The sequence below is a fragment of the Sphingomonas citri genome (assembly GCF_019429485.1).
Classification (GTDB): domain Bacteria; phylum Pseudomonadota; class Alphaproteobacteria; order Sphingomonadales; family Sphingomonadaceae; genus Sphingomonas; species Sphingomonas citri.
The window spans coordinates 70,348-91,830 of the sequence record NZ_JAHXZN010000007.1; the positions used below are offsets into that span (position 1 = coordinate 70,348).

Annotated in this window: 18 protein-coding genes; 7 read left to right on the plus strand and 11 right to left on the minus strand. The window is 70.1% G+C overall.

From position 1 onward, the window contains the following. Positions 1-129 precede the first annotated feature (129 nt). The gene (locus tag KZ820_RS16665; protein WP_219749769.1) at positions 130-744 is read right to left on the minus strand and encodes a class I SAM-dependent methyltransferase; all 615 of its coding nucleotides are present in this window, start codon (positions 742-744) and stop codon (positions 130-132) included. A gap of 151 nt (positions 745-895) precedes the next feature. Here KZ820_RS16665 and KZ820_RS16670 point away from each other — a divergent pair, with 151 nt between their 5' ends. Then, positions 896-1,231: an antibiotic biosynthesis monooxygenase family protein gene (locus KZ820_RS16670; protein WP_219749771.1), complete on the plus strand. Its 336-nt coding sequence runs from the start codon at positions 896-898 to the stop codon at positions 1,229-1,231. A gap of 32 nt (positions 1,232-1,263) precedes the next feature. On the opposite strand, the gene KZ820_RS16675 is transcribed toward KZ820_RS16670, so the two are convergent. Then, the gene (locus KZ820_RS16675) at positions 1,264-3,558 is read right to left on the minus strand and encodes a CDC48 family AAA ATPase (RefSeq protein ID WP_219749773.1); all 2,295 of its coding nucleotides are present in this window, start codon (positions 3,556-3,558) and stop codon (positions 1,264-1,266) included. A 307-nt stretch (positions 3,559-3,865) separates the two neighbouring features. Here KZ820_RS16675 and KZ820_RS16680 point away from each other — a divergent pair, with 307 nt between their 5' ends. Next, on the plus strand, positions 3,866-4,750 hold the full coding sequence (locus tag KZ820_RS16680; protein WP_219749775.1) for a LysR substrate-binding domain-containing protein: 885 nt from the start codon (positions 3,866-3,868) through the stop codon (positions 4,748-4,750). A gap of 255 nt (positions 4,751-5,005) precedes the next feature. Here the strand turns inward: KZ820_RS16680 and KZ820_RS16685 are convergent, their stop codons facing one another. Continuing rightward, complete coding sequence (locus KZ820_RS16685; protein ID WP_183922568.1) at positions 5,006-5,461, minus strand: peptidylprolyl isomerase; 456 nt, start codon at positions 5,459-5,461, stop codon at positions 5,006-5,008. 113 nt (positions 5,462-5,574) lie between these two features. Between KZ820_RS16685 and mgtE the strand changes: the two genes are divergently transcribed. After that, positions 5,575-6,978, plus strand: a complete 1,404-nt coding sequence (gene mgtE, locus KZ820_RS16690) for a magnesium transporter (protein ID WP_219749777.1) — start codon at positions 5,575-5,577, stop codon at positions 6,976-6,978. A 17-nt stretch (positions 6,979-6,995) separates the two neighbouring features. Beyond that, positions 6,996-7,403, plus strand: coding sequence for a DUF1489 family protein (locus KZ820_RS16695; RefSeq protein WP_219749779.1), 408 nt, complete (start codon positions 6,996-6,998; stop codon positions 7,401-7,403). Position 7,404: 1 nt separating this feature from the next. Here the strand turns inward: KZ820_RS16695 and KZ820_RS16700 are convergent, their stop codons facing one another. From KZ820_RS16700 to KZ820_RS16710, 3 genes are all read right to left on the minus strand, one after another. Then, on the minus strand, positions 7,405-8,214 hold the full coding sequence (locus tag KZ820_RS16700) for a S1/P1 nuclease (protein ID WP_219749781.1): 810 nt from the start codon (positions 8,212-8,214) through the stop codon (positions 7,405-7,407). A gap of 219 nt (positions 8,215-8,433) precedes the next feature. Next, positions 8,434-10,077, minus strand: coding sequence for a S10 family peptidase (locus KZ820_RS16705; protein WP_219749783.1), 1,644 nt, complete (start codon positions 10,075-10,077; stop codon positions 8,434-8,436). A 122-nt stretch (positions 10,078-10,199) separates the two neighbouring features. Continuing rightward, positions 10,200-11,210: a ligase-associated DNA damage response exonuclease gene (locus KZ820_RS16710; protein WP_219749785.1), complete on the minus strand. Its 1,011-nt coding sequence runs from the start codon at positions 11,208-11,210 to the stop codon at positions 10,200-10,202. A 79-nt stretch (positions 11,211-11,289) separates the two neighbouring features. Between KZ820_RS16710 and KZ820_RS16715 the strand changes: the two genes are divergently transcribed. Beyond that, positions 11,290-11,469 (plus strand): hypothetical protein, encoded by a 180-nt coding sequence (locus KZ820_RS16715; protein WP_183944694.1) that lies wholly within the window; start codon positions 11,290-11,292, stop codon positions 11,467-11,469. 84 nt (positions 11,470-11,553) lie between these two features. Beyond that, positions 11,554-13,962: a ligase-associated DNA damage response DEXH box helicase gene (locus KZ820_RS16720; protein WP_219749787.1), complete on the plus strand. Its 2,409-nt coding sequence runs from the start codon at positions 11,554-11,556 to the stop codon at positions 13,960-13,962. Positions 13,963-14,084: 122 nt separating this feature from the next. On the opposite strand, the gene KZ820_RS16725 is transcribed toward KZ820_RS16720, so the two are convergent. Next, entirely contained in the window at positions 14,085-16,391 is a 2,307-nt protein-coding gene (locus tag KZ820_RS16725; RefSeq protein WP_219749789.1) for an FtsK/SpoIIIE family DNA translocase, read from the minus strand. A 116-nt stretch (positions 16,392-16,507) separates the two neighbouring features. Here KZ820_RS16725 and KZ820_RS16730 point away from each other — a divergent pair, with 116 nt between their 5' ends. Then, complete coding sequence (locus tag KZ820_RS16730) at positions 16,508-17,725, plus strand: UbiH/UbiF/VisC/COQ6 family ubiquinone biosynthesis hydroxylase (RefSeq protein WP_219749791.1); 1,218 nt, start codon at positions 16,508-16,510, stop codon at positions 17,723-17,725. A gap of 193 nt (positions 17,726-17,918) precedes the next feature. Here KZ820_RS16730 and ribA read toward each other — a convergent pair whose 3' ends face one another. The 4 genes from ribA to KZ820_RS16750 form a co-directional block, all read right to left on the minus strand. Beyond that, a complete protein-coding gene (ribA, locus tag KZ820_RS16735; RefSeq protein ID WP_219749982.1) occupies positions 17,919-18,941 on the minus strand; it encodes a GTP cyclohydrolase II in 1,023 nt (340 codons plus the stop codon). Between the two features lie 47 nt (positions 18,942-18,988). Beyond that, positions 18,989-19,771 (minus strand): exodeoxyribonuclease III, encoded by a 783-nt coding sequence (locus tag KZ820_RS16740; protein WP_373369033.1) that lies wholly within the window; start codon positions 19,769-19,771, stop codon positions 18,989-18,991. A 226-nt stretch (positions 19,772-19,997) separates the two neighbouring features. Beyond that, positions 19,998-20,606 carry a LolA family protein gene (locus KZ820_RS16745; RefSeq protein WP_219749795.1) on the minus strand — a complete coding sequence of 203 codons (609 nt, stop codon included), beginning with the start codon at positions 20,604-20,606 and terminating at the stop codon, positions 19,998-20,000. A 73-nt stretch (positions 20,607-20,679) separates the two neighbouring features. After that, positions 20,680-21,396 carry a TerC family protein gene (locus tag KZ820_RS16750; RefSeq protein ID WP_219749984.1) on the minus strand — a complete coding sequence of 239 codons (717 nt, stop codon included), beginning with the start codon at positions 21,394-21,396 and terminating at the stop codon, positions 20,680-20,682. Positions 21,397-21,483: the final 87 nt, after the last annotated feature.

The following is a 21,483-nucleotide window of genomic DNA, read 5'->3' on the forward strand; positions in this document are numbered from 1 at the left end:
CTCGCTGCCGTCATCCTGAGCTCGTCTCAGGATTCACCGTGCCGCATTCTCAACCGCCGACGGTGCTCTCGGACGAGTGGGTCCTGCCGCGAGTTCAGGAGGACGCCGAGCGGGCGGCGCCCACCCGCCTCAGTCCTTCCAGCCCCAGTAGAGCTGCGCCGGCGGTACGTTCCACCATTCCATGTCGTGGTCGATGCGCGCGAAGTGCGGCGCGATGAAGTCCCGGACCTTGGGGCTGAACTGGTAGACCAGGAAGGCGCCGCCGGTGCGGATCACGCGCTGCGTCGCGGCCGCGATCGCGGGGCCGACCCCATCGGGCAGCGTCGAGAAGGGCAGGCCGGAGAGGACATAGTCCGCCGCCTCATGGCCATGCTCCCGGACGATCGCCTCGACGTCCGCGGCCGAGCCGTGGACCGCGACGAAGCGCGAGTCGGTGATCGTGTGATTCAGGTAGCGGATGAAATCGGGGTTGGTGTCGATCGCGATCAGCGTCGCGTCGGGCGCCATCTTCTCCAGGATCGGGCGACAGAAGGTGCCGACGCCGGGACCATATTCGACGAAGAGCTTGCAGTTCGCCCAGTCGACCGGGCCGAGCATCTTGGCGATCAGCCGGTCCGAAGAGGGGATGATCGACCCCACCATGACGGGATGCTTGAGGAACCCGGTGAAGAACATCTGCCAGGGACCGGGCACGCCGGCGGCTCTGCTGCGGTTGCGCCGCATGGCGTTGGTCGAACTAGGCATGTGGAAAGATGTCGCTCCCGAACCTTGAAGGTGACAGTCGCGTGTCACCCCGATGACGAACGCCTTGCAAGCGCGCGGGTTGCCATAGCGGGGTTGCGGCCCGCCCCCAAGCGCCTATTCGCCCGGCCGTTGGCGCAGCGGGAGCGGGCGAATGCGGGACGGCGGCGAGCGGATCGGGCAGGTCGTGGTGACGTTCGTCTCGCACCGGAACGGCCGCGACGAGCCAGGCTATGCCGCGGCGGCGGCGCGGATGGACGCGCTCGCGGCGGCACAGCCGGGCTATCGTGGTGTCGACAGCGTGCGCGACGCGGACGGGCTGGGGATCACGCTCAGCTACTGGGCAGACGAGGCGAGCGCGATCGCCTGGCGCGACCATCCCGAACATGCCGCGACGCGTGAGCAGGGGCGGGAGCGCTGGTATGACGACTTCGCGGTGACGGTCGCGTCGGTAACGCGGGATTACCGCTGGCGATTGGGCGACGTCTAGATCCTCCCCGCGCGGCGGGGAGGATCTCGAACTCAGTCCGTACCCTTCGGCCCACGCGGGGTGAGCTGGCCCGGCATGATGAAGCCGAGCGGCTGGATCGCATTGGCCTCCTGCTTCAGCCGCGCCGCCATCTGCTCGTAATCGCGCTCCACCTCTGGCGTGACGCTGGCGCGGCTTTCCTCCAGCGCTCGGTCGAAATGCGCCGCGGTCACCTGCCGCGATTGGAGCGACTCGCGCAGCGCGATCAGGCCGGCGCGGCGCACCACGTCCTCCAGATCGGCACCGGTGAAGCGCTCAGTGCGGCGCGCCACCGCGTCGAGGTCGACATCATCGGCGAGCGGCATCTTCTGCGTCTGGATCGACAGGATCCGCCGCCGCCCGGCCTGGTCGGGCATGCCGACGTAGATCAGCTCATCGAAGCGTCCCGGTCGCAGCAGCGCCGGGTCGACCAGGTTGGGCCGGTTGGTCGCGCCGATCACCACCACCGACTGGAGCTCCTCGAGCCCGTCCATCTCGGCGAGGATGGTGTTGACCACGCGCTCGGTCACCTGCGGCTCGCCCAGACCCCCGCCGCGCGCGGGGACGAGGCTGTCGAGCTCGTCGATGAAGATCACGCAGGGCGCCACCTGACGCGCACGCTGGAACAGCCGGGCGATCTGCTGCTCGCTCTCGCCGTACCATTTGCTCAGCAGGTCGCTCGACTTGGTGGCGATGAAGTTCGCCTCCGCCTCGCGCGCCACCGCCTTGGCGAGCAGCGTCTTGCCGGTGCCCGGCGGCCCGTAGAGCAGGAAGCCCTTGGCCGAACGGATGCCGAGCCGCCGGAACGCGTCCGGATCCTTGAGCGGCAGCTCGACGCCTTCCTTGAGCCGCATCTGCGCGTCGTCGAGGCCGCCGACGTCGCTCCACTGCGTGGTCGGCGCCTGCACCATCACCTCGCGCATCGCGGAGGGCTGGACGCGCTTGATCGCGCCGAGGAAATCCTCGCGCGTCACCGCCAGCGTCTCGAGCACCTCGGGCGGGATGCTGCGGTCCTCGAGGTTGAGCCGCGGCATGATCCGCCGCACCGCCTCGATCGCCGCCTCGCGCGTCAGCGCGGCGAGGTCGGCGCCGACGAAGCCGAAGGTGGTCCGCGCCAGCTCGTCGAGGTCGACCTTGTCGCCCAGCGGCATGCCGCGCGTATGGATGCCGAGGATCTCGCGCCGGCCACGCTCGTCGGGCACGCCGACGATGATCTCGCGGTCGAACCGGCCGGGGCGGCGCAGCGCCTCGTCGATCGCCTCGGGGCGGTTGGTGGCGGCAATGATCACGACATTGGCGCGCGCCTCGAGCCCGTCCATCAACGTCAACAACTGCGCGACGACGCGCTTCTCCGCCTCGCCAGAGACCTGCCCGCGCTTGGGCGCGATCGAGTCGATCTCGTCGATGAAGACGATCGAGGGCGCGGCCTTGGTCGCCTCCTCGAACACGCTGCGCAGCCGTTGCTCCGACTCGCCATAGGCCGAGCCCATGATCTCGGGGCCGTTGATCAGGAAGAACTGCGCATCCGACTCGTTCGCCACCGCGCGCGCCAGCCGCGTCTTGCCGGTACCGGGCGGGCCATGGAGCAGCACGCCCTTGGGCGGGTCGACGCCGAGCCGCTGGAACAGCTCGGGATAGCGCAGCGGCAGCTCGACCATCTCGCGCAGCTGGTCGATCGTCGCCGCCATGCCGCCGATATCGTCGTAGGTGACATCGGCGCGGCGTGCCGCCTCGGGCTCCTCATATTCGGGGCGCAGCTCGATCTCGGTGTTCTCGTCGATGTGAACGACCCCTTTGGGGCTGGCCGACACCACCGAGAGGCGGATCTCCTGCAGCGCGTAGGCGGGCGCGTTGATGTAGCGCTCCATGCCCGGCGGCATGTTCGAGACGCGCTGATGCCCGGCGGTGGCGACGACGTCGCCCGCGCACAGCGGCCGGCCGAAGAAGGTGCGCTTGAGCGCGGTGGTCGAGCCCTGCAATCGCAGGTTCTGTTGCGCGGGGGCGAAGACGACTCGTGTCGCCGCCTTGCTCTCGACGCGGCGCACCTCGACGAAATCGCCCGAACCGACGCCGGCATTGGCGCGCTGTAGGCCGTCGATCCGAATGATCTCGAGACCCTCGTCCTCGGCGTAAGGACCGACGGCTCGCGCGGGGGTCGTCTTCTTGCCGACGATCTCGACCACGTCGCCGTCGGTCAGGCCCAATGCGGAGAGCACCGAGCGCGGCAGATGCGCGATGCCGCGACCGCTGTCCTCGGGGCGCGCGTTCGCTACCTGCAATTTGATCACTCGGGGTTCGGCGTCCGCCATCCTGCTGCCCTTCCTCGCTCGCGCGGTCGAGCGCAGGAGATAGGGCCAGGGTTCCGGATTGCGAGAGTGACACTCGCCGCCACGGGTCTGACGAAGACGAAAAAAAGGCCGCTCAACGAGGAGCGGCCTATGAAAGTTTTTAGGAGAGGATGCCTGAAAGGCCCGCCCTAGATGCGCGGCAACAAACCATTGTGCAAGTGCGAATGATAGCGCTATAGTTGCAAAAATTGCATTCGAACTCGCTCGCACGCTTGCGCCGAGGCGTGTGGGTCCCATCTTCCGGCGCAGGACCGAAGTTGAACCGACCATGCGCCGCCTGCCGCCCCTGACCGCGATCGAGGCGTTCGTCGCCGTCGCTCGCCTCGGCTCGATCAAGGCCGCGGCGCAGGAGCTGGCGCTCTCGCCACCAGCGCTCAGTCGTCGGATCCAGACGTTGGAGCGCTTCCTCACGCGCCCGCTGTTCGACCGGCGCCACCAGGCGATGGTGCCCAACACCGACGGCGAGCGGCTGCTGGCCGCGATCGCGCCCGTGCTCGACGGCCTGTCCGACGCGATCGAGGCGATGACCAGCGGCAGCGAGGTGCTTCGGCTGCGACTCGGCGTGCTGCCGCTCTACGCCTCACAGCGCCTGTTCCCGCGCCTGGGCGAGCTGCGCATCGCGCATCCCGAACTCCACCTCGACATCGATACCGGCGGCAACGCGCTGGGACGGCTGGGCGAGGGCCTCGACGCGGTGATCGTGGTGGCGCGCGATGTGGATCCGCTGCTCTACTCGGAGCGGCTCGACCGCAACATGGTCTATCCGATCGGCGCGCGATCGCTGCTGGAGGGGCCGCGTCCGCTACGCTCCCCCGAGCAGCTGGAGGGCCACACGATCCTGCTCCACCGCGACATGCCCGACACCTACGCCGCCTGGGCGCAGGCCGCCGGCGTGCCCGCGGTCGACTCGGTCGCGATCGACTATTTCGACTCGGGCGCGCTGATTCTCGAGGCGGCGGCGCAGGGGCTCGGCATCGCCTTCATGCACGAGAACCATTTCCAGGACGCCAATGATCCGCGGCTGGTGCGGCTCTTCGACATCGATGTCACCAGCCCGTACAGCTATTGGTTCGCCTGCCGCCCGCGCGCGCTGCAGACCAAGCCGGTGCGACTCTTCCGCGACTGGCTGATCCGCACGTTGCGGCAGGAGTGAGGGGGGAGAGACAACGGTAGAGGCGCTCGCCTTCGCCTCTCGATCATCATCTTGGGCGCCCGACCACCGTCATTCCTGCGAAGGCAGGAAACCAGATGCGCTACCGTCGCGGTTCGAGCCGCGGTCGCCGCGCGTCTGGATCCCCGCCGTCGCGGGGATGACGGAAGGGGGCGCAAGGAACGGCGCCGCCCGATGCGACGGGAAGCGCGATGGCGCGTCACCGCCCATCACGCCCCCTCTCGCGCGAAGAGGGCCTTACGCCGCCTTCATCGACACGATCTTGCCCGGATTGGCCGGCGGCTCGCCCTTGGGCAGCGCGTCGATCAGCTCCATGCCCTCGGTCACCTCGCCCCAGACGGTGTACTGGCCGTCGAGGAAGCGCGCGTCGTCGAAGCAGATGAAGAATTGCGAGTTGGCCGAGTTCGGGTCCATCGTCCGCGCCATCGAGCAGGTGCCGCGCACGTGCGGCTCCTTGCTGAACTCCTGCTTGAGGTTGGGCTTGTCCGAGCCGTGCATGCCGGTGCCGGTGGGATCGCCGCCCTGCGCCATGAAGCCCGGGATCACGCGGTGGAACACGACGCCGTCGTAGAAGCCGTCATTGGCCAGCTCGGCGATGCGCGCGACATGCTCCGGTGCCAGATCGGGGCGAAGCCGGATGGTGACGTCACCGCCCTCGAGCGTCATCGTCAGCGTGGAGTAAGTATCGGCCATGGAAGATCCTTTCGGTACGATGCGGGCGCGTTAGTGGCTGGGCGCGCGGCTGGCAAATGGTGCGAACGCGCGGTAGGGCGGTGCGGTCCGGCACGAACAGGAGGCGGCGGCGCATGAGCGAGAGCGAGCTGGCCGATCCGATCGAGGCCGCCGACGACCGGATGGACGAGGACGACCGGCTCAAGCCCGAGTTCGTCCGCGCCGTGATCGACGCGGTACAGGCCGGCGACGTCGCCGAGGCGCACGCGCTCGTCGAGCCGCTCCACCCCGCCGACATCGCCGACCTGTTCGAGCTGACGCCCGAGAACTGTCGCCGCGACCTCGCCGCCGCGATCGCCGACCTGGTCGACGCCGACGTGTTCGCGGAGATGAACGACTACGTCCGCGAGAGCCTGATCGACGCGCTCGACGCGCGCCAGGTGGCGGACATCGCCAGCGAGCTCGACACCGACGACGCGGTCGCGATCATCGAGGACATGGAGCCGGAGGACCAGCGCGAGGTCCTCCGCGCGATGGAACCGGACGATCGCGCCGCGATCGAGGAGGCGCTGTCCTATCCCGAGGAATCCGCCGGTCGCCTGATGCAGCGCGACCTGATCGCGGTGCCGGAACATTGGACGGTGGGCGACGCGCTCGACTATCTGCGCCGCGACGACGGGCTGACCACCGACTTCTGGGAGATCTACGTGGTCGATCCGGCGCATCGCCCGGTCGGCACCTGCATGCTCAGCTGGGTGCTGCGCGCGCCACGCTCGGTCGCCATCGCCGACGTGATGCAGCGCGAGCAGACGCTCATCCCAGTCGACATGGACCAGGAGGAGGTCGCGCTCCGCTTCCAGAAATATGCGCTGATCTCCGCCGCGGTGATCGACGGCGTGGGGCGGCTGGTCGGCATGATCACGGTGGATGACGTAGTCCATATCATCCAGCAGGAAGCCGGCGAAGACACGTTGCTGCTCTCCGGCGCGGGCGAGGGCGACATCAACGAGCCGATCCGGCTCACCGTGAAGACGCGGCTGACCTGGCTGGTGGTGAACCTCGCCACCGCGATGGTGGCGGCGTCGGTCGTCGGGCTCTTCCAGGGCGCGATCGCGCGTTACGCGGTCCTCGCGGTGCTGATGCCGATCGTCTCTGGCATGGGCGGCAACGCCGGGACGCAGACGCTGGCGGTGGTGGTGCGCGCGATCGCGACCAACCAGCTCACCGACACCAACACCGCGCGGATGATCATGCGCGAGCTTCGCATCGCCGCGGTCAACGGCGCGACGCTCGGCTGTCTCGTCGGGCTGGGCAGCTACATCGTCTACGGCGACGAGCAGCTGTCGCTCGTGATGGCGCTGGCAATGGTGATCAACAACCTGCTCGCCGGGCTGGGTGGCGTGCTGGTGCCGGTGACGCTGGACCGGTTCCGCATCGATCCCGCCGTATCCTCCGCGGTATTCGTGACGACGCTGACCGACACGGGCGGGTTCCTCTCCTTCCTCGGCCTCGCCACCTTGTGGGGCCTCGGCGGCTGACCCACATCGGCGAGAGAATGCCGCTCCATCTCACCAAGGTCGCGTTCGGCGCGGCGAGCGTCGACCTGCTCGCCGAGCGCCTCCGCGCGCGTGCCGCCGCCGGACCCGTGTTCCTCACCACCCGCTACCTGCCCAAGCGCCACGAGGAAGTAGCGGGACAGGGCTCGCTCTACTGGATCATCAAGCACCAGCTGGTGGCGCGCTCGCCGATCCTGCGCTTCGGCGAGGCCGAGGGTGGGCGCGTGGCGATCCATATCGATCCCGAACTGCGGCTCGTGCTGGCCCTGCCGCGCCGCGCGCACCAGGGCTGGCGCTACCTCGAGGCGGGCGACGCGCCGGTCGATCTCGGCGGCGCGGCGGGCGAGGGGATCGCGGCGCTGCCCCCGGCACTCGCGGCCGAGCTGAGCGCGCTGGCGCTGCTCTGAGTCAGCGAGGTCGCGCGGCGAACAGCTGGTTGAGATAGGCGGCGAGCCGAACCCCGCCTTTTTCCAGCTGGAGCTCCATGCGCGGCGTATTCTCGTAGACATAGGCGTAGGACAGCGTGTCCTGCCCCGCCGCGGGGTAGATCCGGTCGCGCAACGCGGCGCTCTCGGCGATCCAGACGCGCGGATCGGTGGAAGCCCAGTCGCGTGCCGCCGCCGGCGTGACTCGCGCGCCGAGCCACGCCGACATCTCGGTGAAGGAGAGCTGCTCGTCGTCGACCAGCGCCGAGTCCCATACCGAGTGGAGATTGGTGGCGCGGCCGAAGAAGGTGACCTTGCGATCGTTGCCGCCGCGGTCGGTACCGTTGCCGGTGTGGAGCGGCTGGTGAAGATCACCGACGATGTGGACGACGAAGCGCAGCGCGGCCTGCCGCTCGGCGAGCGCCGTGCGCGGGTCGCGTAGCGTGGCGCTGAAGCGGGTGAGCGCGGTGACCGCGTCGCCCTCTGGCGGGGCGCCGACGTCGGCGTAGGTCTTGCCCGCGGGTACAGTGACGTAATGCCACGGCGACGCCTGGCGCTGCCAGAACGGCGAGGGGTCGGACTTCATCGTGTCGGGCCAGTTCGCCGCTTCGGCGAGCGTCTCCACGCCCAGGATGGCCTTCACCGCCTGGCGCGTGCGCGAGGTCAGGCGCGCGTCGGCGATCTGCGCGACGACGCGGTGGCCGGTCTTGCCCCAGGCGAAGGCGGGGTTCGGCAGGGTGGCCGCGAGCGCGGCGAGGAGCGCGACGAGCGCGCGCGAGGGCAGGGCAGGCATGCGCCGCCTCTGCCCATGGTTAAGAGCTTAGTAAATGTGCTTCGGCGTTGGCGGACAGGAGCTTAGCTGACTCTCGCCGTGGCTCGCACCCTCCCAGTTGGCGCCATCCTGAACTCGGCTCAGGATCCACGTTGCCACACCATCAGGCGCCGAAGCGTTCGCGGGATGATGGATCTTGGGACACGCTCAGGATGTTGGCAGGAGGGGAACGGCGCGCGCTCAGTTGGGCGAAGACCCCGGCGCCTCCGCCGCCGACACCGCGCCCCGTGCCGGCGGCGCGTCCGAGCGGGCCACCGCGAGCGCACGGTCGTACCAGTCCGACAGGTCGCGCTTCATCGCCACCAGCGCCTCGGGGTTGAGGTAGGTCATGTGCCCCGCGGGGTAATAGACGAAGCGCAGATTCCCGCGCTGGCTCGGCTCGAGCATCATGTGACCGAGGTCGTTCTCGGTGCCGAAGAAGGGTGTCGCCATGTCGTACCAGCCGTTCATCGACAGCACCTGAAGATAGGGGTTGGCGCGCATCGCCGCGGCCAGGTCGATCGCGGTGTTGGGGTTGTTCTGCGGCCCCGCCCCGCGCAGCGGTGACTCGTGCTTCCAGTTCCACGTCCAGCCCGCGGCGTCGCGCGCGGAGAGACGGTAGGGCATGTCCGTCTTGTAGCCGAGCTGGTGGGTCACATAGTCGGTGAAGGTGGCGATGAACGCGCCCGAGATCGCGTCGGACGACACGTCGGTCTCCGGGCGCTCGCCGGCGGCGTCGCTGTCGGTGCCGATGTAGCGCGAGTCGAAGCGGCCGACCGTCTGGCGCGTGCCGCGCAGCAGCTCCTTCTGGAAGCGGGGCAGGTCGATCCGCAGATTGGCACGGCGGATGAAGTCGGGCGACAGGCCGATGAGCTCGCTCATCCGCTGTGCCACCTGATCGCGCTCGGCGTCGGAGATGTTCTGTCCCTTGGCGAGCGCCGACATGTACGGCCCCACCGCGAAGTCGCGCGCCTGCTGGACGATCGTGGCGACGTCGGCAGGTCGGTTCGCCAGCCGGTTGTGGTACCAGGCGGTGGCGGCATAGCTCGGCAGATAGTTGAGATAGACCTGGTCGAGCCCAGGCTGGCGATAGCCGTAGTTCATGATCGAGCTGAGCAGCACCACGCCGTTGAGCGCCATGCCGCGGTCCTGCAGCTGATAGGCCAACGCGCCCGAGCGCAGCGTGCCGTAGCTCTCGCCGAAGATGAACTTTGGCGAGTTCCACCGGCCGTATTTGGTGGCATAGCGCAGGATCGCCTTGGCGAAGGCGTCGGCGTCCTCGTCGACGCCGTAGAAGGCACCCGGCTTCATGTCGCCGAGCGGGCGAGAATAGCCCGCGCCGATCGCGTCGAGGAACACCATGTCGGTCTTGTCGAGCAGGGTGTAGGGGTTGGGGCCGAAGTCATAGGGGGCCGGGCGGATGAACTCGGGGTTGCCGGTCTGAAGCCGCACCGGCGCGAACGAGCCCATGTGAAGCCAGAAGGTCGGGCTGCCGGGGCCCCCGTTGTAAAAGAAGGTGATCGGCCGCTTCGTGCCCGGCTTGGTCCCGTCGAGCGTGTAGGCGGTGTAGAACATCGACGCGGTCGGCTTGCCCTCTAGATCGCGCAGCGTCAGCGTGCCCGCGGTGGCGGTATAGCCGAGCTTGCGGCCGCCGACCGTCACCGCGCCCTTGGAGCGCTCCTCGCGCTCGTCGACTGGGGCGTTGGCATAGGCGCCCTCGACCGCCGCCTTCTGCGCCTCGGCGTTGGTCTTGGCGGACTGCTTGGACGGCGCGACGTCCTTCTCCTGCGCGGCGGCGGGCATAGCGGCGGCGGCGAGCAGGGCGGCGGCGAGACCGAGGCGCATGATATTCCCCCAATTTACGTGAGTGACGCTGTCTAATCGCCTGACGAGGGCGGGGGCAAGCGCGTGCGACTGTCGGGCGCAACCTGGCGCCTGAACGGAGGAGACCGCCGCCGCCCCCCGCTTCAGTCGTCCTCGTCCTCGAACCCCGACAGCGCCAGCGCGCGCGCGCGAATCTGGCGAGTCATGCACCAGTGGACCAAAGCCTCCTCGCGCCCGTGCGTCACCCACACCTCCTTGGGCGCGATCTCGGCCAGCGTCGCGGTCAGCTCGTCCCAGTCGGCGTGGTCGGAGAGGATCAGCGGCAGCTCGACGTTCTTCTGCCGCGCGCGCTGACGCACGCGCATCCAGCCGCTCGCCATCGCGGTGATCGGGTCGGGCAGGCGACGCGCCCAGCGGTCGTTGAGCGCCGAGGGCGGGCACATCACGACATGGCCGGCCATGTCTGCCTTCGCCGCCCCGGTTGCGGGACGCAGCTCGCCGAGCCGCACGCCGAGCTCCTCGTAGAGATCGCACAACCGCTGGAGCGCGCCGTGGAGGTAGATCGGCGCCGCATGCCCGCGCGCGCGCAGCTCCGCGATCACGCGCTGTGCCTTGCCGAGCGCATAGGCGCCTACGACGACGCAGCGCTCCGGGTTGGCGTGGAGCCGCTCGAGCAGTTTGTCGATCTCGTCGCCGGTGTCGGGGTGGCGGAAGACGGGGAGTCCGAAGGTCGCCTCGGTGACGAAGACGTCGCACGCCACCGGCTCGAACGCCGCACAGGTCGGGTCGGCGCGGCGCTTGTAATCACCCGAGACCACGACCCGCTCGCCGCGGTGGTCGAGCACGATCTGTGCCGAGCCGAGCACGTGGCCGGCGGGAACGAAGCCGACCTCGACCTCGCCGAGCCGGATCGCCTCGCCGTAGCCGACCGGGCGCCCGTTCTGCTCGCCGTAGCGCGCCGCCATGATCGCGAGCGTCTCGGGCGTGGCCCAGACCTCGCCGTGGCCGCCGCGCGCGTGGTCGGCGTGGCCGTGCGTGACGAGCGCCCGCGGCTCGGGCGTGGAGGGATCGATCCAGGCGTCGGCCGGGCGCACGTAGATGCCGTTGGGGTGCGGCTCGAGCCAGTCGCCGAGCGTCGGTGCGCGGGTCGCCATGGCGGAACAACCGCGGCGGCGGATCGAAGTTCACCGCGGGGACGTTGGCGGAGGCAAGAAACAGCGGACGGAGAGTGACATGGCGGGCGATGGCCTGTGGAGCTTCGTGGTGATCGCCGGACCGATCATCCTGGTCGCGGCACTGCTGTTCGCGATCCTGCGCAATCGTCGCAGCCGCCACGAGGAGGCGCGCACCGAGGATGCCACGCGCGCGCTGTACAAGGAACAGTCGGCCGAGGATCGCGCGCGCACGCCGTGACGCGGTTGATAGGGGGCGGGGGGCAGAACCCGAAACACCAGAGCACCTTGCCCGACCCCACCGCGTCGCTACATCTCACGGACCTTGACCGCGCTCCCCCCGCTCCTCTCCGACTGGTTCGCGCGTCGTGGCTGGCAGCCGCGCCGGCACCAGATCGACATGCTCGACGAGGCGCACGCCGGCCGCCACGCGCTGCTGATCGCCGCGACCGGTGCCGGTAAAACGCTTGCCGGCTTCCTGCCCACGCTCGCCGAGCTGATCGAGACGCCGAGCGAGGGTCTGCACACACTCTACGTCTCGCCGCTCAAGGCGCTGGCTGTCGACATCCAGCGCAACCTCGTCACCCCGATCGACGAGATGGGCGCCGATATCCGCGTCGAGACCCGCACGGGCGACACGCCGTCCGACCGCAAGGCCCGCCAGCGCGTGCGCCCGCCGCAGATCCTGCTGACCACGCCCGAGTCGCTGTCGCTGCTGCTGAGCTATCCGGACAGCTTCACCATGTTCGCGGGACTGCGCACGATCGTGGTCGACGAGGTTCACGCGTTCGCCACCGGCAAGCGCGGCGACCTGCTATCCTTGTGCATGGCGCGGTTGCAGACGATCGCGCCGGCGTGCCGCCGCGTCGCGCTCTCCGCCACGGTCGCCGACCCCGACGGCTATCGCGCGTGGCTCGCGCCCGACGGCGACATCGACCAGGTCGCGCTGGTCGAGGGCGAGCCCGGCCCCGACCCCGACATCGCCATCCTGCTGCCGGAGGACCGCGTCCCCTGGGCGGGCCATTCCGGCCGCTATGCCGCCGAGCAGGTGATGGCCGAGATCGAGACGCACCGGACCTCGATCGTCTTCTGCAACACCCGCAGCCTCGCCGAGCTGATCTTCCAGGACCTGTGGAAGGCCAATGCGATGCAGCTGCCGATCGGAATCCACCACGGCAGCCTGGAGAAGGAGGCGCGCCGCAAGGTGGAGGGCGCGATGGCGGCGGGGCGGCTGCGCGCCTTGGTGGCGACCGCCAGCCTCGACCTCGGCGTCGACTGGGGCGATGTCGACTGCGTGATCCAGATGGGCGCGCCCAAGGGTTCGTCGCGGCTGCTGCAGCGGATCGGGCGTAGCAACCACCGTCTCGACGTGCCGAGCGAGGCGATCGTCGTCCCGGGCAACCGCTTCGAATATCTCGAGGCCCGCGCCGCGCTCGACGCGGTGGAGGCGGGCGAGCTCGATGCCGACGTGTTCCGCATGGGCGCGCTCGACGTGCTGGCGCAGCATCTCATGGCGTGCGCCTGCGCCGCGCCGTTCGACCAGCGCGCCATGCTGGCCGAGGTACGCTCCGCGCTCCCGTATACGGCGCTGCGCGACGAACTGTTCGAGCGCGTGCTCGGCTTCATCCGCGACGGCGGCTATTCGCTCAAGGCGTACGACCGGTTCAAGCGCCTGACGCAGGACGCCGACGGGACATGGCGCGTCAGCCACCCGCGCTTCGTCGCGCAGCACCGGCTCAACGCCGGTATCATCGTCGAGGCGACGATGCTCAAGGTGCGCTTCCGCAACGGCCGCGCGCTCGGCAAGGTGGAGGAGGGGTTCGCCGCGACGCTGAGCCACGGCGACACCTTCTTCTTCGCCGGGCTGAGCCTCGAGGTCGAGAAGATCGACACCGAGGACCTGATCGTCCGCGCCACCAGCCGCCCGGCGCGGATCCCGACCTACGGCGGCAGCCGCATGCCGCTCTCTACCAACCTTGCCTCGCGCGTGCGGCGTTTCCTCGCCGAGCCGGGCGAGTGGCACCGCTTCCCCGCCGACGTGCGCGACTGGCTCGAGATCCAGTCGCGCCGCTCGACCCTGCCCGCGCCCGAGCAACTGCTGGTCGAGACCTTCCCGAGGGAGGGGCGCCACTACATGGTCGCGTACAGCTTCGAGGGCTGGAACGCGCACCAGTCGCTCGGCATGCTGGTGACCAAGAGGATGGAGACGCTGGGACTCAAGCCGCTCGGCTTCGTCGCCAACGACTATGCGATCGCCTGCTACGGGCTGGAGCGCGTGACCGATCCGGCGGCATTGTTCTCGGCCGACATCCTCGAGCATGAGTTCGTCGAGTGGGTCGAGCGCTCGCACCTGCTCAAGCGCGCCTTCCGCGAGGTGGCGGTGATCGGCGGGCTGGTCGAGCGCCAGCATCCCGGCAAGCGCAAGACGGGGCGGCAGGTCACCTTCTCGACCGACCTCATCTACGACGTGCTGCGCCAGTACGAACCCGGGCACGTGCTGCTCCAGGCCGCCTGGGCCGACGCGCGCGCGCGAATGACCGACGTGGGCCGGCTCGCCGACCTGCTCGACCGCGCCGCCGACACGATGGTCCACGTCGACCTGCCGCGCGTCACCCCGCTGGCGGTGCCGGTGCTGACGCTGATCGGGCGCGAGAAAGTGGCGACGGGCAGCGCCGACGACTCGCTGCTGATCGAGGCCGAGGCGCTGGCGGCGGAAGCGATGCGGGTGGATTGAGGGGGCGGCTGACGCGTCCCGCTCTTCCTCCTTCTGGAGAGGGAAGCGCTCCTTAGAAGCGTCGGAACGTCAGCGCTGTAGGTGCCTCGAAGCAGCCTTCCCGCGCAGCCACCCGCATCACCTCACACCTGGTTCCCGTCCGTGTCGCGCAGCACCTCCCGCCGCCCGACATGGTCGGGCCGGCTCACGACGCCTTCCTTCTCCATCCGCTCGATCAGCCGCGCCGCCGAATTGTAGCCGATGCGCAGCTGGCGCTGGAGCCACGAGGTCGAAGCCTTCTGGCTGCCACACACGATCGCCACCGCGGCGCGATATTGCTGGTCCTCGGCCGAGTCCTCGCCGGTCGGCGCGCCCTCCAGCGCGAAGCTCTCCGCCGGCTCCTCGGTGACTGACTCGATGTAATCGGGCTGGCCCTGCGCGCGCCAATGGTCGGTGACCGCGCGCACCTCGTCGTCGCTGACGAACGGGCCGTGGACGCGGACGATGCCCTTGCCGCCGGGCATGTAGAGCATGTCGCCGCGGCCGAGCAGCTGCTCCGCGCCCTGCTCGCCCAGGATCGTGCGCGAGTCGATCTTGCTGGTGACGTGGAAGGAGATGCGCGTCGGCAGGTTGGCCTTGATCACGCCGGTGATGACGTCGACCGAGGGGCGCTGCGTCGCCATGATCAGGTGGATGCCCGCGGCGCGCGCCTTCTGCGCCAGCCGCTGGATCAGGAACTCGACCTCCTTGCCCGCGGTCATCATCAGGTCGGCGAGCTCGTCGACGATGACGACGATCTGCGGCAGCACGTCATAGTCGAGCTGCTCCTCCTCGTAGACGGGCTGGCCGTTCTCGCCGTAGCCGGTCTGCACGCGGCGGCCGAGCGGCGCGCCCTTGGCGCGCGCGGCGCGCACCTTCTCGTTGAACGAGGCGAGGCTGCGCACGCCCACCGACGACATCTGGCGGTAGCGGTCCTCCATCGTCTCGACCGCCCATTTGAGCGCGCGCACCGCCTTGGCCGGATCGGTGACCACCGGGGAGAGCAGGTGCGGGATGTCGTCGTACATGCTCAGCTCGAGCATCTTCGGGTCGATCATGATCATGCGGCACTGGTCAGGCGTCAGCCGGTACAGCAGCGACAGGATCATGCCGTTGAGCCCGACCGACTTGCCCGACCCGGTCGTCCCCGCGACCAGCAGATGCGGCATCGGCGCGAGATCGGCGATGACGGGATCGCCCGCGATGTTCTTGCCCAAGATGACGGGGAGCTGCGCCGACTGGTCCTCGAACGCCTGGCTCGCCACCAGCTCGTGGAGCGAGACCATCTCGCGCTTGGTGTTGGGCAGCTCGATGCCGATCACGGTGCGCCCCGGGATGGTCGCGACGCGCGCCGAGATCGCCGACATGTTGCGCGCGATATCGTCCGCGAGCGAGATCACGCGGGTCGCCTTGATCCCCGGCGCGGGCTCGAGCTCGTACATCGTCACCACCGGGCCGGGGCGGACCTCGGTGATGTTGCCCTTGACGTTGAAGTCGTCGAGCACGGTCTCGAGCAGCCGCGCGTTGCGCTCCAGCGCGGCCTTGTCGACCGGGTTGCTCTGGTTGGCCGGCGCGGGGGTAAGCAGGTCAAGCCCCGGCAAGGTGTAGCTGTCGCGCAGGTCGAGCCGCTGCTGCGGCTTGGGCGCCGCCGCCGAGGGTGCCAGCGCGCGCTCGCTGATGACCGGGGCGGGGCGGTCGCTGGGCTCCGCCACGGCGCGCGGTGCGGGACGACGCGCCAACGCCGGCGCGGCGGCGGTATCGAACGGGGCGTCTGCCTCATCGAACGCCTCGTCCGCGTCGCCGCGCGCGCGGCGCAGTCCGCCGCGCGGGGCGAGCCGGGCGAAGTCGATCTCGAGGCTGCGGCCCCACAGGAAGGCGCCGCCGACACCGCTCACCACGCCGAGCGCGACCACGCCCCACCAGCGTACCTGCGCGTCGCCGACCAGCCCGAGCGCCCAGCGCGTGGCCGCGACCACGCCCAAGCCGACCGCGCCGCCCCAGCCGAACGGCAGCGCGGGCACCGCGCCCGGGGCGGCGCAGCCGAGCGCCACCGCCATCAGCGCCACCGCCACCGCGGTGCCGCGCAGCATCCGCGGCCATGCGCCCGCGGGCTGCTCGCGCCACAGCCGCGCCGCCACCAGCGGCGGGACCGGCAGGAGCAACGCCACGGCGGGGCCGAACAACGTCAGCGCGAGATCGGCGAACCAGGCGCCCGGCGCGCCCAGCAGATTGCCCGCGACGCCGCCCGCGGCGGTGTTGAAGGCGGCGTCGCTCGGGCGATAGCTGGCGAGCGCGAGCGCCATCGCCAGCGTCAGCGCGACCAGCGCCACCGCGACGATCAGCGCGCCGCTGCGCAGCGCCCCCGCCTTCACCGTCTCGCGCCACAGCGGCGCGTCGGCCCTGCTCGCCATCTGTTCCCGTCCTCAGCGATGTCTGAAATGCCCGGCGTACATTGTCCGCCCAGCGCGAGTCCGCGTCAAGAGACCCGCCCTTTCGCCCACGCGCACGACCCTGTAGGGCAAGCGCCATGGACCACGCAGACGTGCTCATCCTCGGTGGCGGGCTGGTCGGCAGCGCGCTCGCGGTCGCGCTCGACCGCCACGGCCTCTCCGCCATCGTCGTCGACCCCGCGGACCCCGCGGTGATGCTCGCCGCCGGCTTCGACGGGCGTGCCTCGGCGGTCGCCAGCGCGAGCCATCGCATGCTCGACGCGATCGGGGTGGGCGAGGCGCTGCGCGGAAAGGGGTGCCCGATCCGCCACATCCGCGTCAGCGACGGCCTGGCGCCGGGCAAGCTCGACTTCGTCCCTGCCGCCGACGACGCCGCGCTCGGCACGATGTACGAGAACCGGCTGCTGCGCCGCGCCTTGTACGAGGCGGTTTCCGCTGCGCGGCTGGTCGATCTCCGCATGAACACGCGTGCCACCGCGGTGGCACGCGACCAGGACGGCGTGCGCGCGACGCTGTCCGACGGACGTTCCGTCACCGCCGACCTGCTCGTCGCCGCCGAGGGGCGCCAGTCGCCGACGCGCGAGGCGGCGGGGATCGCGGTGGCGCGCTGGCAGTACCACCATGCCGCGATCGTCGGCGCGTTCCACCACGAGCGCAGCCATGAGAACGTCGCCTACGAGATCTTCTACCCCGCCGGCCCCTTCGCGCTGCTGCCGCTGCCCGACGACGAGATCGGGCACCGCTCGGCGATCGTGTGGACGGTCGCGGCTGACCAGGCGGCGGGCATGCTCAAGCTCGGCGACCGCGGCTTCCTCGCCGAGGCGGAGCGACGCATGGGCGGCTTCCTCGGCGCGTTGTCGTACGCCAGCCCGCGCGCGAGCTACACGCTCGGCTTCCACCATGCCGCGCGCGTGACCGACACGCGGCTGGTGCTGGTGGGCGACGCGGCGCACGGCATCCACCCGATCGCGGGGCAGGGGGTGAACCTCGGCTATCGCGACGTCGCGGCTTTGGTCGAGGTGCTGGTCGAGGGACGGCGGCTCGGGCTCGACGCCGGCGACGCGCAGCTGCTGCGCCGCTACGAGGCGTGGCGCGGGCTCGACACCTTCATGGTGGCGGCGGCGACCGACACGCTCACGCGGCTGTTCGGCATTCCCGGCAAGGCTGCGAGCGCGGTGCGCCGGTTCGGGATCAGCGCGGTGGACCGCATCCCGCCGCTCAAGGACCGTTTCATGAGCGAGGCGCGCGGCGAGAGCGGCGACCTGCCCAAGCTGCTGATGGGCGCGACGGTGTGAGCGGCTGCTGATTGGCTCACGCGAAGACGCGAAGGCGCGAAGGGGATTGGTTCACGCGGAGCGTCGGCGCTGGGTGTCGTCAAGACGAGGTCACGTGAACGCGCGCGATACAGCTCAGCGCCCTCGGGCCGCCGCGTGAGAACACCTTCCTGATCGCGCCGTCGCGTGACCCGACCTGATCGCACCCGGAGACTCAGAATTGATGGCCGGTCCGATCGCGCTTGGTCGCGAGATAGCGCGCGTTATGAGGATTCGCCGGCAGCGCGTGGGGCACCCGCTCCACCACCGTCACCCCTGCCGCCTCGAGTCCCGCGACCTTGGCAGGATTGTTGGTCAGCAATCGCACGCGCTCCTGGCCGAGCAGCACCAGCATCCGCGCCGCCACGCCGAAGTCGCGCGCGTCCACCGCGAAGCCGAGCCGCGTGTTGGCGTCCACCGTGTCATAGCCCTGATCCTGCAGCGCATAGGCGCGCAGCTTGTTGACCAGCCCGATGCCGCGCCCCTCCTGCCGCAGGTAGAGGAGGATGCCCCAGCCGGCGTCGCGGATACGGTGGATCGCGGCGTCGAGCTGCGGGCCGCAGTCGCACTTCAGGCTGCCGAGCACGTCGCCCGTCAGGCACTCGCTGTGCAGCCGCACCAGCGGCGGTCCGCCGGTCGGCTGGCCGATCAGCAGCGCGACATGCTCGTCGGCGCTTTCGGGCGAGCGGAAGGCGACGATCTCGGCGTCCTCCGCCTGGGCCACCGGCAGCCGCGCGCGCACCGCGATCGCGAGCCGGGTCGCGTCCTCGTGCGCGTCGATCGCGGCCACGTCGATCGCCACCGCCGGCTCGACCCCGCCGGTGAAGAAGGCGGGGAGCAGCCCGGCGACGCGCGCCAGCCGCAGCGCCGCGGCGCCTGCGACCGGGCTCGCGAGCGCGGCGGTGCGGAACGGCCCCTTGAGCGGTGTGGCGAGGTCGAGCTGCGGGTCGGCGAGCGCGGTGGCGAGCGCCATGTCGAACCACGGGGCGCGCTCGATCAGCACCGGCTGGTCGGGCGCCGCGGCGGCGCGCTGGTTGGTCAGCGTCAGCGTCTCCGCGCGCCCGGCCGAGATCAGCACGGCATAGTCCGCGTCGGACGCGAAGGCGGCGAGCCGCGCGGCATCGGCGGTCTCTACCGCGAGCAGCACCAGCGGGGGCTCGCCCGGCGCGTGGAGCGCGATCGGCCAGCCGCGCCGCATCGCGTCGATCGCGCGTGCGGCGTCGCGCGGGTCGGCGCTGGCCTGGCTCACCAGGCGAACTCGGTCATGATCGGGACGTGGTCGCTCGGCTTGAGCCAGCTGCGGCACGGCTCGAAGACGGTGTGCGAGGTGGCGGTGCGCGCGACGTCGGCGGTCGCCCACATATGGTCGAGCCGGCGGCCGCGATCGTTCTTGGTCCAGTCGGGCGAGCGATAGCTCCACCAGGTGTGGAGCCGCGCCGGCGCGGGGTGGAAGTGACGGCCGAGATCGACCCAGTCGTTCGACGACCGAAGCCGCTCGAGCGCCTCGACCTCGACGGGCGTGTGGCTCACCACCTTGAGCAGCGCCTTGTGACTCCACACGTCGCTCGGCAGCGGCGCGATGTTGAAGTCGCCGGTGAGAATGGTGGGCACGTTCAGCGTCTCGGACCAGCGCGTCATCCGCTCGACGAAATCAAGCTTCTGCCCGAATTTGGGATTGACCTCACGGTCGGGCACGTCGCCGCCGGCGGGGACATAGACGTTCTCCAGCCGCACGCCGCCGGGCAGCCGCACGCCGAGGTGGCGCGCCTCGCGATTGGCCTGCCAGTCGAGCCGCTCGTCCGCCTCGATCGGCACGCGGCTGATGATCGCGACGCCGTGGTGCATGCGCTGGCCGTTGAGCAGGACATGGTCATAGCCGAGCGCGCGGAACCCGGCGACCGGAAAGTCGGCGTCGATCACCTTGGTCTCCTGCAGGCACAGGATGTCGGGGGCGGCCTCGCGCAGGAAGCGCTCGACGATGTCGAGGCGGAAGCGGATCGAGTTGATGTTCCAGGAGACGATCTTCACGCGGCGCGACATAGGCGGTCGATCGCGTCGCGCAAACACCCTGCCGGCCGGAACGTGAAAGGCCCCCGCTCCGGGGGCATGGAGCGAGGGCCGACACAGCGTTCATCACGCAAGCGGGGGAGAAGGGCTCAGGGCAACAGGGGGAAAATCCCCGAGGCGTCCGCCCCCACGGCTCTTATTTAGGACAATTAAGCTGTCAGTCAGATGAACGGATTGTAGAAATTCGTCAGCCGCTGCGACCCTGGCGGCGCGGATCGGTCCAGCGGAACGCGCCGTCGCTCACCGGCGCGTTGAACTTCTGCCCGTTGAGCCGGATCGTCGTGCGATTGCCCTGGCTGTCGAGCGCGACCCAGCCCTGCAGCATCAGCCCCGCCGGCGCGCTGGCGTCGCGCGCGAACACCATGGTGATCCGCCCGAACTCGGGATGCTTGGGGTCGTTCGCCTCGACCGAGAGGACGTCGGGGTTGGGCGACGGCACGACCTTGGCATAGCGCGAGATATCGCGGCTGGGATCGATCAGCACGCCGAGCGGCGAGTTGCCAATCGGCCAGCGCTGCACCTGCTTTACCGAATAGTCGATGAAGGTGAACGCCTTGCCGTCGCTCACGATGAGCAGCGGCACGCCCTTCTGATATTGGAAGCGGATCTTGCCCGGTTTCTTGAGCGTCAGCGCACCGGTCAGAACGCGACCGTTGCGATCGGTCTGGCTGAAATCGGCGGTCATCGTCTCGGCCGCTGCGAGGAAGCGCTGGACCGCGGCGAGATCGTTGCCCTGCGCGGCGGCCGGTGCGGCGGCCACCGCGATCGCCGCCAGCGGCACGAGGAAAGTACGCATCGTCACTCCGTTGTCAGACAGGCCGGTCCTGCCGCGGAGGCGTTGAACGCGCCGTGAACCCGGCGCGATCCGATCAGCCGAGCAGCGAGGCGATGCCCGGTGTGTTCTCGGCGCCGACCCAGCCCTCGTAGATCATCTTGCCCGCGACGAAGAGGATGACGGCCAGGCCGACATAAGCGATCCAGCGGTAGCGATCGATGATCCGTGCTATGAAGTTGGCCGCCAGCCCCATCAGCGCGACCGACAGCAGCAAGCCGACGACGAGGATGCCGGGATGCTCGCGCGCCGCGCCCGCCACGGCGAGCACGTTGTCGAGGCTCATCGACACGTCCGCCACCGCGACCGCCCAGGCCGCGCCGACGAAGCTGCGCGCGGGCGCGACGGCGGCGTCGCCGTTGCCCTCGGCGTCGGGCTGGTGGCCGCCGGCGCGGATCTCGCGCCAGAACTTCCAGCTCACCCACAGCAGCAGCAGGCCGCCGGCGAAGATCAGCCCGACGATCCCCATCAGCCAGGTGACGATCAGCGCGAAGAAGATGCGCAGCACCAGCGCGGCGCCGATGCCGATCAGGATCACCTTCCTGCGCTGGTCCGAGGGAAGGCCGGCGGCGAGCGCGCCGACCACGATCGCATTGTCGCCCGCCAGCACCAGGTCGATCATCAGCACCGAGCCGAATGCGGCGAGCGCGGCGGGATCGCCGAGGTTCGAGAAGTCGGCGACGATATGCTGCCAGATGTCGCCGAGCGAGCCGGGTCCCTGGGGCGCGACAGCCGCCCCCGCGGCGGCCAGCATGGCGATCAGGCTCACGACGTCACTCCCCTGAAGATACGAGCGGGCGGCACGTCGAACCAACGCACCGCCCGCGAAAAGTTACCACCT